At 65.4% G+C, this 14,743-nt stretch carries 9 protein-coding genes and 3 riboswitches; of the genes, 4 read left to right on the top strand and 5 right to left on the bottom strand.

All coding sequences use genetic code 11. The features are described from left to right. Positions 1-381: 381 nt before the first annotated feature. On the bottom strand, positions 382-1,971 hold the full coding sequence (locus OQ789_RS19505; RefSeq protein ID WP_324687745.1) for a Na+/H+ antiporter: 1,590 nt from the start codon (positions 1,969-1,971) through the stop codon (positions 382-384). Between the two features lie 206 nt (positions 1,972-2,177). Beyond that, a riboswitch (Fluoride riboswitch) is annotated at positions 2,178-2,239 on the bottom strand. A 312-nt stretch (positions 2,240-2,551) separates the two neighbouring features. Further along, a complete protein-coding gene (locus tag OQ789_RS19510; RefSeq protein WP_324687746.1) occupies positions 2,552-4,270 on the bottom strand; it encodes an NAD-binding protein in 1,719 nt (572 codons plus the stop codon). A 437-nt stretch (positions 4,271-4,707) separates the two neighbouring features. Then, positions 4,708-4,783, bottom strand: a riboswitch (Fluoride riboswitch). A 720-nt stretch (positions 4,784-5,503) separates the two neighbouring features. Beyond that, a riboswitch (Fluoride riboswitch) is annotated at positions 5,504-5,566 on the top strand. A gap of 383 nt (positions 5,567-5,949) precedes the next feature. Between OQ789_RS19510 and OQ789_RS19515 the strand changes: the two genes are divergently transcribed. Then, positions 5,950-7,323, top strand: coding sequence for a PPE family protein (locus OQ789_RS19515; protein WP_324687747.1), 1,374 nt, complete (start codon positions 5,950-5,952; stop codon positions 7,321-7,323). A 236-nt stretch (positions 7,324-7,559) separates the two neighbouring features. Here the strand turns inward: OQ789_RS19515 and OQ789_RS19520 are convergent, their stop codons facing one another. Continuing rightward, positions 7,560-8,732, bottom strand: coding sequence for a sulfotransferase (locus OQ789_RS19520; protein WP_324687748.1), 1,173 nt, complete (start codon positions 8,730-8,732; stop codon positions 7,560-7,562). Further along, on the bottom strand, positions 8,729-9,826 hold the full coding sequence (locus tag OQ789_RS19525; RefSeq protein WP_324687749.1) for a DUF1214 domain-containing protein: 1,098 nt from the start codon (positions 9,824-9,826) through the stop codon (positions 8,729-8,731). The genes OQ789_RS19520 and OQ789_RS19525 overlap by 4 nt, the downstream gene beginning before the upstream one ends. A 60-nt stretch (positions 9,827-9,886) precedes the next feature. Here OQ789_RS19525 and OQ789_RS19530 point away from each other — a divergent pair, with 60 nt between their 5' ends. Continuing rightward, positions 9,887-10,483, top strand: coding sequence for a TetR family transcriptional regulator (locus OQ789_RS19530; RefSeq protein ID WP_324687750.1), 597 nt, complete (start codon positions 9,887-9,889; stop codon positions 10,481-10,483). A 10-nt stretch (positions 10,484-10,493) separates the two neighbouring features. On the opposite strand, the gene OQ789_RS19535 is transcribed toward OQ789_RS19530, so the two are convergent. Beyond that, positions 10,494-11,090, bottom strand: coding sequence for a TetR/AcrR family transcriptional regulator (locus OQ789_RS19535; protein ID WP_324687751.1), 597 nt, complete (start codon positions 11,088-11,090; stop codon positions 10,494-10,496). 210 nt (positions 11,091-11,300) lie between these two features. Here OQ789_RS19535 and OQ789_RS19540 point away from each other — a divergent pair, with 210 nt between their 5' ends. Both OQ789_RS19540 and OQ789_RS19545 read left to right on the top strand, forming a co-directional pair. Then, entirely contained in the window at positions 11,301-13,523 is a 2,223-nt protein-coding gene (locus OQ789_RS19540) for an acyl-CoA dehydrogenase (RefSeq protein ID WP_324687752.1), read from the top strand. A gap of 9 nt (positions 13,524-13,532) precedes the next feature. Then, positions 13,533-14,741, top strand: a complete 1,209-nt coding sequence (locus tag OQ789_RS19545) for a thiolase family protein (protein ID WP_324687753.1) — start codon at positions 13,533-13,535, stop codon at positions 14,739-14,741. Positions 14,742-14,743 lie beyond the last annotated feature (2 nt).

Consider the following 14,743-nt stretch of genomic DNA (forward strand, 5'->3'; position numbering starts at 1 on the left):
ACCAGTGCAGGATCCAGCCCTGTCCGCAGACTACGCTGAGGGATCGTCCCGGCGCCATGGCGATCCACGCCGGATTGTCAGCCGACCAACCCTACAAACGCTCCCCTGGGCCTCCGGATAGATAATGGCACAACAGATTTCGCGTCGCGGCAGCACTGACGGCGTGACCGAAGTAGCTGTTTGCAACCTGATGCCGACGACCGCTGTCATTGTCGCGGTGGGCCTCGCCTTGCGGCTGGGATGAGCTAGATCGGCGCGCCGTAGGTCCACGATGAGACAGGCCCAAACGGAAATTGCCCTGTGCCCGTCCAGGCATTCGGCGGTTGCAGACGACGGTCGAAACAGGTGCGGGTCAACGAGCCGGCGATCGCATGGCGGCTATCAGAGACGACGGCCAAGCCGAGATTCCTCGAGGTCGAAGCCCCGTTCGATGGAGCGCAACACGGATGCGTTTATGCGGCCTTCGCGCCGCAAAGTCAGCACTGCTGAGCGTTCAACACCCAACAGCTGCAGCCGCAACGCCACGTAGCTTTCCAGTTCGTCGATGTTGTATTCGGCATCGCTCGATCCCTCATGAGTAGGGGCCGTGATCTGCAGGCGCCGCACTCTGGCCTGATATAGGGCGCGGACTGATTCGGCAGCATCACCGGTGTTCTCACCACCACCTGGTCGCTGGTCCAGCCACTCCAACGCGGCGCGAGCCGCACGCAGTCGGGCTTGGTTCTCCTCGCTTCGGAAGTCCTCTGGCCGTAGTCCGAGTCGGCGCAGCAACCACGGCAGGCTGACGCCCTGCACGACAAGTGTGGTCAGGACCACCGCCCCGGCGATCAGCACCACAAGTTCACGATCGGGAAAGGGCGAGCCATCAGCACTGCGCAGGGGAACGGCCAGCGCCGCGGCGAGCGATACACCTCCCCGCATGCCGGCCCACCCCACGACGATGCGTTCCCGCCAGATATTCGGTCTCACTGGACGGCCGCGTAATTTCGCCAGGGCGGGGCCGCCGAGCGTGAATGCCAGTCGCGTCACTACTACTACGGCAACCACTACCGACAATGTGACAACGAGGTGCAAGATCGGCCCGGTCGGCGCCCAGTGCACTTGTCGGTGAAGTTGTATGCCCACCAGGATGAACAGCACCGCGTTGAGCAAGAAGACCAGCACGTCGAGGAAGGCGAGAGCTTGCAGTCGGGCTGCCGGCGAGTAGATGTCGCTCATGCGGGAGCCCACATAAAGCCCGGCGACGGCAGTAGCCAACACCCCCGACATGCCGGCGGCATCGGCGGCGGCGTAGGTGAAATACGGGGTGGCCAACGAAATGGTGATTTCCAGCGCGGGATGATCCATCCGTAGTCGCACCCTGACCATCAGCCAGGCGATGACGAAGCCGAGCGCCGCTCCGCCCACCGGGCCCAAAATGAACGTCATCGCGAGGTGGGCGGGATGTATCGCCCCGGCCACTGCTGTACCCACCGCACCGGTGTAGAGCACCAACGCGCTGCCGTCATTGGTAAGACCCTCACCCTCGATGATTGTCGAGAGTTCCTCCGGCGCGTCTAGGCGCCTGAAGATGGATGTGGCCGAAACGGTATCGGTCGGCGCCACGATCGCGCCGATCACTATCGCTGCAAACCAGGACAAACCCATGAGGCTGGTCAACACACCGGCGACCGCAGCCGCGGTTACCGCTACCAATCCCACCGCCAGGATGCCAACAAGACGGGCATGCCTTCGTAAATCGTCCGGTGCAACGAATAACGCCGCGTAGTAGACGAGGGGCGGCAGGAACAGATAGAAGACGATTTCGGGCGGTATTTCAGGTGACGGCGTCCAGGGGAACCAACTAAGGAACACACCGACGCCAACGAGCAGGATCGGAAAAGGCACGCCGATTCGCTCAGCTCCCCAAACTGCAGCGATTGCTGTTGCCGGGCCGCAGAGCAACAGAATGGTGTAGGTGGTCGGTATCAAATCGCTACTCCCGCAGTACGGCTCGTTGCGAACGAAAGGTAGGTCTGACTAACGGTGGATCCCATTGCAACGATCGAGCTGCGGTCGAACGGTGGACGCATATGCGGGCCTGAAACGGGCGTGACAGAGGATCGCTTGATGTTTACCAAGGACAACCGGCTGCCTGCCACAGACCCCATCGTCTTCGTGCCTTCTACCGGAATCGCTCACGGGTAGAAGCCATTAGCCGGTCCGGCAATTCGAGGCGAGCTTCATCGCCTTCCGGCAGGTTAACGCAGGCCCGGCGGCGAACGCAACTTCAGTCTCGTTCGGGATGCCCATCGGTTGTGCCTGCGGTGTGGACACCATCGACCGGCGTCGGTTGACGAGCGCAGACTAGAAGTGATGGAAATCCCGCGTGTTGAGAATGCCAATGCTCTTTGGTGTCCCACGATCTTCAGAGCACGAAGACAAAGAGCTGATGACGACATGGATTGGAATTAAGCCGAAGCTACTAGTCGTGAATACAGCTTGGCTTGGTAGGACACCGCGAGAGTGAGGGATGGTTGATCGTCAAACACGGGCTACCGGCCGTAACCATTTATCGACCAGAAATGTCCGAGTCGCCGGGAGGCTGTCCTTTGCGCAGCGTTTCGAGCAACTCGCGATATGGGCCAACGAGATAGACAGTGTCGTGGGCGCGTAACCGGGCATCGCGGCGAGGGTGCAGTCTAACCGGGGCACCCGGCCGGGTGATCGCGATTACTCGAGTCGTGGTGGAAAGCTCGAACATTTGCATTCCGTCGAGTTCGCTGCCGACCATCACCCGCATTGCGCCGACCACAAACGAGCTCTGCCCGACTGAAAACGTACCGAGTACGTCGAGGCCGATCGCGGCGCTGATGAACCAAGGTGCGGCGAGCTCAACGGTAGAGCGAACGTTGATGAAGCCGAACCGCTTTGCGATCACGCGGCCTAATGCTCGGTCGTATACCCGCAACACCAGCGGCACGTCGGGTCGGGTGACTTCGGGCGACAACGGACGGCCCAACATCCTGGCCGCCACAATGCCTGTTTCGATGTTGACTACTTCGCTGCGGGTCATCACCGCCACTGCGCGGGCTCGGCTGAGGCATGCCAACTCTAGCGTCTGGTGCATGGTCGCGTCTCCGAAGATCACCGGAATGTCGAGTTCGATCACCGACGATATGAAACGATTGTTCTGGTCGCGCTCGATCACCACGACGTCGTACCCGGCGGCGGTCAAGTCATTCACTACACGGGTGCCGAGAGCACTAAGCCCGACGACAATTATGTGATTGTGAAGATGCCGTACTTGGGGCCGCCCAGCGGAATATACGAAGCGACGTGAAAGCAGCACGTCGGCGATGAAGGAGACGATCAAGGCGGTGTTGATCACGCCACCGAACATCATCATTACGGCGAAGAATCGCAGCCAGTTGCGCTGCTTAAGAAAGCTGAAGTCGCCGTAGCCCGTCGTAGTGAGAGTTTCAGCCGTGAAATACAGCGCATCGATCCACGACATCGGCGTCGCTGCCTTAAAGTTCAAGTGCAGCAGGGCTGTTGAGCCGATCACCAAGACCACCAGGGCGCCCATGATCGGATAGAACGCCGGGTTCACGTCGTGCCGTAGAGCGCGAATGGCGTCGAAGAATCGACGCACAGTTGTCCGCCGGGGGCGTGGCTTGGTCGGGCGCGGAACCTTGGTACCACCCGCGCTGAGCTCGTCGGCAGTGCCAATCATTATCACCCAGTCCCCGGTGTGCACCCGCAGGTCGCGACCAGGGCAGGGGGATGTCTTTCCAGGGGTCGGTGAGTTTTCGCCGTGAATCACTGCCACTGGAGCCAGGTCGCCGTACAGTTCACGCAGCGTGTCGTCGCGGGGAGCCTCGCTACCCGACACCAGGAAATTGATGCCCGCAGCGGTGAACGCGTGCGCATTGCGCGCCAGACACGCCTCAACGATCGACGTCGATGCAAGCTCGGCGACGTCAAGTATCGAGCCGATCTGGGTATCGTCGTTGAGTGCCTCGCGGAGCACATCGTTGGCCACACGTGCGACTACGTGAATGTCGGGGTTGGCTTCCTTTGCGAGCAAGGCGATTTCGAGGTTTACCACATCGTCATCGCCCGTGCACACAACAGCCGCCGCGTGGTCGACGCCGGCTTCCGCAAGATCGTCGGGTGTATCGGCGACTTCATCGTCGACGAGTCGGACGACGCGCGCCCCAGCGCTTTCCAGCCCCTCGATGATCGCGGCCGTGAGCCCGCCGTTACCAGACACGATGATGGTTTTCATGCGATTGCCACCATGGCTTCGCTCGCCGCCGCGGTAGCCGGCTCGCCACCGATTGTTGGGTTTCTGGCAGCGCCGGGTCCGGCTTGATACCGGTTCGAAACCGTTGGCGCGGACCGGAAGCAGCGATTCCACGAGGCACGATGCTCGTGGCGGTGATGGCCCCGCTCGTACAGGCCGGCTGTCTTAACGGGCAGGAAACCATCGCTCATGCGGATGCGTTCGTCGAAATGCACCCTATCTGTATGCATTCTCCGGTCCCGAGCGTCCTCACCTGGTGCACGTGAATGATGAACAGTCGGTAGATCAGTCGTCCGCCGGCTGACAACGGGAAGGGTTTCTGTTTGGCCAACCCGAGTGATGTATTGGTTCTGTTGCGATGGCGCACAACTTCTAATCGGATAGAGGCCTACGTCGGCGCGCACCACCCGCGACTCCTCGAGTTCGCAGGTGCCATCAGCCCTATTAGCGGTTGGGAGATCGATTCTCCGGGCGGGCGCCATCGCCACCGTCAGTTAACCAACGACGGCTCGAGTTGGTCAAGTGAAGTACCGCATGTCCGCTGGCCGGTGCCCCTTTGTAGAGCGACCGACAAATATCCGGCATACATCTCAACGGATGCAGATCACATCCTTCTCGGTTTTCGTGAGGTCGCACGAAATCTATTGCGCTGCAATCAACGAACGGGCGTGGTCGATTTTGAATGGGTGCACTGGCACTACAAGAGTCCGCCCGGCGCCAATGCCGGCCGCAAATCAAGTGACCCGGACGCCGGACGAGCTTTGGCATGATCCGGCCCGCGCGGCTGTGCGCGCATTCTCCCAAGGACATGCCGGGGTCGTCCCGCATCGGCGGCGGTCCACTGTAGCCAAGGGTGGCGACCGTGCGGGCAATCCGGCCACCCGTCCCGGCTCCCGGCCGCGACCGCCGTGCGGCTCATCGATTGCCGCGCGCAATCAGCGGGCTGTCGAGATTAAGGGACAGACACGAGCGCCGATCTTCAGTAGCGAGGGCACCCGCCCTCGCCGACATACCTGTAAACCGTTGGAAACAGTGCCAATCGACGCCCGCGGGGCCGCGTGATACCGGCGTGGTGCTTGGCTTGCGCGCCTTGGACAGCCAGAAGCCCCCGGTGGGCTGCCTCACGGCCACCGATCTCCTTGGTCGTCGGCGTGGAGAAGCTCGGTTGGAGGTTTCACCCATTGCATTGAACTAAATTTTCAGCCACCATTAAGATTACGTTCAGGTGATGAAGCTCGCCTTTAACCGCCGGCACCGGCTGATGGCTTCTACCGCAAGTGTGTTTGGGGTAGGAGCGGAGGGTCGTGACACGAACGCTGGTCATTGGCGGCGTCAATACTGATCACTTACAACCTGGGGACCGCCCTCCGCGTCGAGCACGGTCGCATGACCTTGGTCCGCGTGGGCGGCCGCGCCAGCGACGCGTCGAGGTTGCTGGGCTTGGCGGATAGCAGTTCGGCGATGAAGGGCCAAAGCGGCATCGCTGAGCAGATCACCGGCGTCACTACCGCCGGGCCCGACCTTGTGTTGGCGCTGAGGGCCTTGCAGTTCGCCCGCAACTGGATCAGCAATTTATTACCGCCTGGGGAAGTCGTGCGGACTGGCACACGGTATCCCGCGTCGCCAATGCGTCAGCCGTCGGCTAGAGGAGGAACCGGATAATGGACTTCGCGGCGCTACCACCCGAAGTGAACTCGGGGAGAATGTATGCCGGTCCTGGATCCGGACCGATGCTGGTGGCTGCGGGAGCCTGGGATTCGCTCGCTGCCGAACTCAACTCGACGGCAGCGTCCTATCTGTCGATCGTTTCAGGGTTGTCCGGCGGATCGTGGCTGGGGCCTGCCTCCGTTTCAATGGCATCAGCGGCGGCCCCATACGTAGAGTGGATGAGCGCAACCGCGGCGCAAGCCGAGGAAGCCGCGACCCAGGCCAAAGCGGCAGCTGCCGCCTATGAGACGGCGTTCGCTATGACGGTCCCGCCACCAGTGATAGCCGCCAACCGCAGCTTGCTGATGACGTTGATAGCCACAAACATTCTGGGCCAGAACACGCCTGCGATCGCCGCCACCGAAACGCAGTACGGCGAGATGTGGGCCCAGGATGCCGCCGCCATGTACGGTTACGCCGGCTCGTCGTCCGCAGCATCGACATTGACACCGTTCACATCACCGCCGCCGACAACCAATCCCGTCGGGCTGGTCAGCCAATCCGTTGCGGCACAGTCGATTCCGACGAATGGATCGCAGCTGATGTCGGCCGTCCCCCAGGCACTGCAGGGGCTTGCGTTGGCACCGGCCGCGGCAGCGGCGCCGGATCCTTCGGACGCGCTCACCGGGCTGCTGACTTTGCTGACATTGATCGTCATCCCTTTGACGGCCATCGACATCCCCATCGCGACGACCAGCGCGACCGCATCGACGACAAGTGCGTCCGCGTCGTTCACGTCGGCAGCAACGACGTATCGAGGCTTCATGATCAATGCCGACCGTGATTACGCACAGGGTAAGGGGCCTTACACCGGCTACGGGCCGGGGGGCGCAATGGTGCCGCAGTGGATTTTTGGCGGCCCGAATGGCCTGGCCGAGGCGTCGACCCCCGCGCCCGCATCGGTGGCTGCCGCACTGGGTCAGGGAAGGACCGTCGGAACGCTGTCGGTGCCGTCGGGTTGGTCGTCGGCGGCCCCGGCGTTCCGGCCCACGGCATATGCGCTACCGATCACCGCTGTAGACGCCGCCCCTGGGATGGCCAGCGCTGGTTCTGGCAACCTGTTTGCCGACATGGCGCTGGCCGGTGCGGCCGGGCGCGCCGTCGGAACCACCGCGACCCTAGGTGGCGGAAATGAACGCATCAGGCCGGCCAGGGGCGAACGCCCGAAGGTTTCACCGCCGCCACAGGCCGAGCCAGTAGCCGAAATCGCGGCCGAGCTAAGCGAGCTTGCTGCGCGGGCGCAGTCATTACTCACCAGACTCGCTGAAGCGGGCTACATGACCAGCGATGAGGTCGCGCGACAAAAGCGGCGCTTCCTTGGCTCTTAACGTGGTGGTCGTTAGGGGCTGAGCCGAACCCAAAGCCGGGATTGACCCGATCGAACTTTGTGTCGCGCAACAGGCTTGGCTCGCGAGACGACACCCACATCCCGATGAAGCCCGCGAGTCTCCGGCTGGATCTGCCAGCCGACTGGTGACCAATTCGGTTCTCGCTCTGTGTGATTGCGGTAGCTCACTGTGTACCGACAGGTGCGCCGAATGAGCGGCGGCTGCATACAGGTAGGTCAGCGCAGCCTCTCGGTCGGTACCCCGTAGCGGTCCTGGTAGGCGCTCACTCGCTCGCGTACCTCGGCGGCGTCGAGCCCGGTGTCCGGCCAGGTGTAGCGGCCGCGCCCCCCATCCGAGGGGTGTGAGGCGAAAAAGGCGCGCATCTTCTGCTCAGCCTCGGGCCGCAGCTCTCGGTCCAGCCGCTCGTAGATGTCTTTGATCGTGGTCCAGGGATCGTTCATGAAGTCGGCGAACTGCACGTCGATCACCCGGCCCGCGGGCACGGCGCCGCTGTCGCGCAGCGCCATCTCGCGTTCCAGCCCGACGACGATCTCCTCGTAAGACTGGGCCGCGCAGTCGGTGATGCTGGATTGGTCGCTGCACATTTGGCGCAGGTGGTGGGTCAGCGCGGCGATCGACGAGATGACGTTCAGCGGGTCGCGGTGGGTCTGCACGATCAGCGCGTCGGGGTATTCGGCCAGCAGCGCGTCCAGTTGCCACAGGTGCGCGGGCGACTTCAGCAGCCACTGGCCGGGCACGCCGGACTGCAAGTGCTGCAGGAAGGTTCGGTGGAATCGATATGCGCCGGCGTGGTCGGCCTCATACATCAGCCACCGGTAGTAATCGGGCAGCCGATACTGCACCGAGAAGATCATGCTGACGAACTCGGAAGCGGTGATGCGCACGCATTCCTGACCGACCAGGGCACCCATCGGGTGAAAGGCCAGAAAGCCCGGCATGATCTGTTCGGAGAGATCGATGCTGGTCTGTGCCTGGGCGATTCGCGGATCGCTGTGGTACGTGTCGGGCTGTGGCACCGGGCAGGGCTCGTCCACCTCCCAGGTGAGCGGTGCGCGCAGCCCGGGATCCTGGGCGAGCAGGTCGTAGAGGATGGTGGTGCCGGTGCGGGGCTGGCCGACAATGAAGATCGGCGCCTTGATCTCCTCCGCGGCGACCGCGGGATGTTGTTTGCGCCAAGCGATTACACCCAGCCTGTTCTTCAGGGCGCGCATCAGATCGAGGTGAGCGATCTCGACGCCGATATCGGATAGGCGCGCGTCGTTGATCAGCCCGTCGGTGACCCGGTGCAGCCCGAGCTGCCAGCCCTCGTCGCCGAAGTCGTCGCTGCCGACTTCCGCGCAGGCGGCGGCGATCAGAGCGTCGGGGGCGAAGCGGTCCCGCAGCGTCATTTCCGCTCCCGCGCTTCGCGCACCGACACGGTGACTTCAGGCGGACTCGGATTGTCCAGCCAGCGCAGCACGACGAAGCCGCGGTGCCGACCGCCGGTGTCGAGCCAATGGCCCAGCCCGGAGTCTTCGGCGGAGATCGCGATCCGCACCCGCCCGTCCGCATCGGGCACCACGCCGCGATTCGTCACCGAGCTGTGCCGGGCGCACGGCTCCAGGCATTCGTGCCAGATGCTTTCCAGCGTGACGTTCCAGTACCGGGTGTCGGGCGGCGCGATGTCGAGGACGAGGGCCTGGCCGGGCTCGAGCCGGAAGGTGCCCATCATGTACAGGTTGTCCGGCGTGGTGTCGGCGGCGCCCAGATCGGCGGCCTGGGCCGTCAGCAAGGTGTTCGGCGTGTGCAACAGCTCGGGCTTGATGGTGCGGTGCAGCGTCGCGAGCTTCATCAGCGACCATGCCATCGCGGTGAACTGCTCGGCGAGTTCCTCGTCGGTGAGCGTCGGCACCGGGCCGGGATCCAGGGCCTCGATGCACAGCGTGGCCAATTCCTCGCTGGCCCGATCACCGATGTATTCCCGAACGACCACCGACGAGGCGTCGTCGGGGACCTTCACCCACTGGGCGCCGGCCAGATCCGGGGGTTCGTCCGCCGACAGCACGAGCGCGAATTCACCCGAGCGCAGCGCCAGGTCGGTGTCGCTGACGTAGCCGGCCATCCGGCGCGGGGTGAGCCCGGTGCCGGCCAGGATCTGGAATCCGAGGTAGGCGCTGGTGCCGCGGGTCCCGGTGATGCGGTAGCGGCGGTCGCCGCGAATCATCCCAAGGTAGTAGTTGCCGTCGGGGTTGGGGCCCCCGACCATCCGGTTCTGTGAGCACATGTCGAAGAACGACGGCCGCTCAAGTTCGGCCTCGACCGTCATCCGCGCGCACAGGGACGACACCCGCGCGACCAGGCGAAGTCCCTCGGCCAACTCCCGCTCGGACTCGGCGTCCTCGGCCACGATCTTGGTGACGTCGGCCAGCATCTGCTGGAAGAACTGCCAGGCGGCGCGCGACTTCTGGGCGGGCGGATCGGGCGAATCGAGTGTGTGAGACATGGTCTCATGGTAAGACTATGTCTTACTTGTGTGTGCTGATTCGCGGAAACAGGGTGGGGCATGTCGAGTACAGCGTCCGATACGCGGTCGCTGGCCGAGCGCAAGCGGGCGGCGACGCGTCAGCGAATCGCCACCGCCGCCGCCCGGCTGGTCGCCAGTCGCGGCCTGGCCGGGGCGACGGTCGACCGCATCGCCGACACCGCCGACATCGGCCGGGCGACGTTCTTTCGCTACTTCAACTCCAAGGAAGATGCCGTCGCCGAGGGCATGAACGCCCATTGGCTGAACCGGATCACCGCCGCGCTCGCCGCCCAGCCTGCGCAGCTGAGCGCCATCGAGGCGGTGATCGGCGCATTCGGCGAACTCGGCCGCGACTTCGCCGAGATCGAAACCCAGATCCGCGAATTAGCCACGCTGACAAGGTCATCCGAGACGCTGGACGCCTGGACGCTGCACGTCTATGTGCGCTACGAGTCCGCGATCGCCGAGCTCGTCGCGCCGCGGATGGCCGAGCTCGCCCCGCAGGATCCGCGGCCGCGCCTGATCGGCGCGCTGGCCATGGCGGCGGTGCGCCTCGCGCTCGACGACTGGCTGAGCCACGGCGGCTCGTTGCCCGACCGGGTGCGCCGGGGGCTGGTCGCGATCGCGGTCGCCTGACCCGCGCCCGTCAGCGTCCGGTGAGGGCGGCCACGATGAGCCGGGTGGTCCGTTCGGCGCGCCGTCGCGAATAGGGCTGCGCGCCGGACAGAATCGGGTACACCACCCCGCCGACGATCGCGTCGGCCGCCGAATCCGCGGTGGCCTCGTCGATGCCGTCGGCCACCAGCCGCGCCCGCACGCTGTGGTGCAGCGGCGCGCTGAATCCGGCGCGCAGTTTGACGGCGGTGTCCTCGTGTTCCATGCAGGCGACGGTCAGGGTGCGCAGCATGGCCGAACCTCGCGGCGTGGTCAGGCTCGCGAACAGCTTGCCCACCCACGCGGCCATGTCGGTGCCGAGGTTGCCGCTGTGGTTCACCGACGCGAGCAGCTTGTCGGCATCTTCCAGCATCACGTCGGCGACCAGCGCGGGCCGGGTGGGCCACCATCGGTAGATGGTTTGCTTGCCCACGCTGGCACGCGCGGCCACCGCCTCGATGGTCAGCCCGTCGAAACCGCGCTCGAGCAACAGTTCTCGGGTGGCGGTGACGATCGCCGTGCGGGACTTTTCGCTGCGCCGCCTGGGCGAACCCGTCCGCGCGTTCGCACCGCTCAGATCGGTTGGCATATGTTGGTCCTCGCTTCTGCGAACTGAAGATCGAAAGCCGCTCGCCGGGATCGGGCGCGCTTTACATATCCTGACCCGCGCCGGTAGTCTTCCACAAGACGAGACGGTCCGTCTTGTAAAGCGACGACCGCACGCGCGGCCATCGCCGGAACCGGAGGCGAAAGGAAAGCAGTCCGTGCGGCTGACGCCAGTCATCCCTTGGCCGGGCCCGTGACCCTGGGACTCAGTACGGAGCAGCTGGAGCTCGGCGACGCCGTGGGACAATTCGCCGCCCGGCACGCTCCCATCGCCTCGACCCGGGACAGCTTCGACGACCTCGCGGCCGGGCACCTACCCGGCTGGTGGGATGCCTTGGTCGCCAACGGTTTCCATGCTGTGCATCTCCCCGAGGAGCTCGGCGGCCAGGGCGGGCGTTCCCTCGATGCCGCGTGCGTCCTGGAGGCGGCGGGCAAGTCGCTGCTGCCCGGGCCGCTGCTGCCGACGGTCGCCGCCGGGGCCGTCGCGCTGCTCGCCGAACCGACGCCGCGCGCGCAGTCATTGCTGCGTGAGCTGGCGTCCGGCGTTCCCGCGGCGATTGTGCTGCCCGACGGCGGCCTGCGGGCGCGGCCGGGGGACGGGCACTGGCTGATCGGCGGTGCGTCGGAAGTCACCGCCGGCGTGTGCGCGGCGCGGGTGGTGCTGGTGGGCGCCCGGACCCCGGACGGCGACGTCGTCTGGGCGCTGATCGACAGCGAAAACCCGATGGCCACAGTGGAATCCGTCCGCGGCACGGACCTGGTCGGCGACGCGGGGATCCTGCGCCTGGACGACTACCGGGTGACCGGCGCCGACGTGCTCGCGGGCATCGACGCGGAGCGGGCGGGTTGCGTGGTCGTGGGACTCGTCGCCGCCATGATGGCGGGCATCGCGCAGTGGTGTGTCGAGACGGTGACCGCGCACCTGCGCATCCGGGAGCAGTTCGGCAAGGTGATCGGCACGTTCCAGGCGCTGCAGCACAGCGCGGCGATGCTTCTGGTCAACAGCGAATTGGCCACCGCGGCGGCCTGGGACGCGGTCCGGGCGGTCGACGAGCCGCTTGACCAGCACCGGATCGCCGCGGCCGGCGCGGCCGTGATCGCGGTCTCACCCATCCCGGACCTGGTGCTAGACGCCCTGACGATGCTCGGCGCCATCGGCTTCACCTGGGAGCACGACGTGCACCTGTACTGGCGGCGGGCCATCAGCCTGGCCGGATCGATAGGTCCGGCCAACCGCTGGGCGCGACGGCTGGGCGAGCTCACGTGCACCCAGAACCGCGACATGTCGGTGAATCTGGGCGACGCGCAAAAAGAGTTCCGGGGCTGGGTAGCCGAAACACTGGACGCGGCCATGCAATTGCGTAACGACAAGCCCGCGCCGCACGGCGATTACGAGCACCTGGCCACCGGGCCGCAACGCACGCTGATCGCCGACGCCGGTCTCATGGCGCCGCACTGGCCTGCGCCGTGGGGCGTCGATGCGGATCCGTTGAAACAGCTCATCATCGACGAGGAGTTCGCCAAGCGACCCGGCCTCGTCCGGCCCTCGCTGAACATCGCCGAGTGGATCCTGCCGTCGGTGATCCGCGCGGCATCAAAAGACCTGCAGGAGAAGCTGATCCCACCGACGCAGCGTGGCGACATCCTGTGGTGCCAGCTGTTCAGCGAGCCGGGGGCGGGTTCGGACCTCGCGTCGCTGACCACCAGGGCGACCAAGGTCGACGGCGGCTGGCGGATCAACGGACACAAGATCTGGACGTCGCTGGCCCAATACGCCGACCTGGGCGCGCTACTCGCGCGCACCGACCCCGACGCCGGCAAGCATCGCGGCATCGGCTATTTCATCCTCGACATGCGATCGCCCGGAGTGGAGATCCAGCCGATCAAGACGGCGACCGGGCAGGCGCACTTCAACGAGGTGTTCCTCGGCGACGTCTTCGTTCCCGACGAGATGCTGCTGGGCGGTGCGGGTGACGGCTGGAGCCTGGCGATCGCCACGATGGCCGAAGAGCGCACGGCCATCGGCGGATACGTCAAGTTCGACCGTGCCGTCGCGCTGCGCAGGCTCGCCGCGCAACCCGGGCCCGACCGGGACGACGCGCTGCGTGAGCTCGGCGAGCTCGACGCCTACACCAACGCGATCAGGGCGCTCGGCGTGCGGGAAACCATCCGGCTGCTCGACGGCCAGGCGTCCGGTGCGGCGTCCAGCATCGCCAAGGTCGCGATGAATGTGCTGCTGCGGCGCACCTTCCGGGCCACGCTCCAGCTGACCGGCCAGATCGTCATGGTCGACGACCCCGACGCCGCCGTCGTGGAACCGTATTTGCATCTCCCGGCCGAGCTGATCGGCGGTGGAACCCGGGAGATCCAGCTCAACATCATCGCTCAGATGATCCTCGGATTGCCCCGAAAGTAGGTCGAGCGCATGGGATTACGCGGAGAAGCCGCGATCGTCGGATACGTCGAGCTGCCGCCCGAGCGGCTCAGCAAGGCGGCACCCGCGCCGTTCGCCCTCGAACAGTGGGCGGAGCTGAGCGCCGCTGCACTCGAGGATGCGGGCCTGCCGGGCGAAGTGGTCAACGGGATCGTCGCGTCGCACCTGGCCGAGTCGGAGATCTTCGTGCCCTCCACGATCGCCGAATACCTGGGTGTCGGGGCCAGATTCGCCGAGCATGTCGACCTGGGCGGGGCCAGCGCCGCGGCCATGGTGTGGCGAGCGGCCGCGGCCGTGGAGCTGGGCATCTGCGACGCGGTGCTGTGCGCGCTGCCGGCCCGCTACATCACGCCGTCGTCGAAGAAGAAGCCCAGGCCCATGGTCGATGCGATGTTCTTCGGCTCGTCGAGCAACCAATACGGCTCTCCGCAGGCCGAATTCGAAATCCCCTACGGCAACCTCGGCCAGAACGGGCCGTACGGACAGGTGGCCCAGCGCTATGCCGCGGTCTACGGCTACGACGAACGCGCGATGGCCAAGATCGTCGTCGACCAGCGGGTCAACGCCAACCACACCGACGGCGCGATCTGGAAAGACAAGCCACTGACCGTCGACGACGTGCTGGCCAGTCCGGTGATCGCGGATCCGCTGCACATGCTCGAGATCGTCATGCCCTGCGTCGGCGGTGCGGCGGTCGTCGTCGCCAGCGCGGACCTCGCCAAGCGGTCGCGGCATCGTCCGGTGTGGATCAAGGGATTCGGCGAGCACGTGCCGTTCAAGACCCCGACATACGCCGAGGATCTGCTCAACACCCCGATGGCGGCCGCGGCCGACACCGCGTTCGCGATGACCGATCTGAGGCGCGACCAGATGGACATGGTCTCGATCTACGACTGCTACACCATCACCGTGCTGCTCTCGCTGGAAGATGCCGGCTTCTGCGAGAAGGGCAAGGGCATGGAATTCGTCGCCAACCGCGACATGACCTTCCGGGGTGACTTCCCGCTGAACACCGCGGGCGGCCAATTGGGTTTCGGCCAGGCGGGTTTGGCCGGCGGCATGCACCATGTCTGCGACGCGACCCGCCAGATCATGGGGCGCGCGGGTGCCGCACAGGTCACCGGCTGCAACCGCGCTTTCGTGTCCGGCAACGGCGGCATCCTGTCCGAGCAGACCGCCCTGATTCTGCAAGGGGACTGAGG

Source organism: Mycobacterium sp. 94-17 (assembly GCF_035617725.1).
GTDB lineage: Bacteria > Actinomycetota > Actinomycetes > Mycobacteriales > Mycobacteriaceae > Mycobacterium.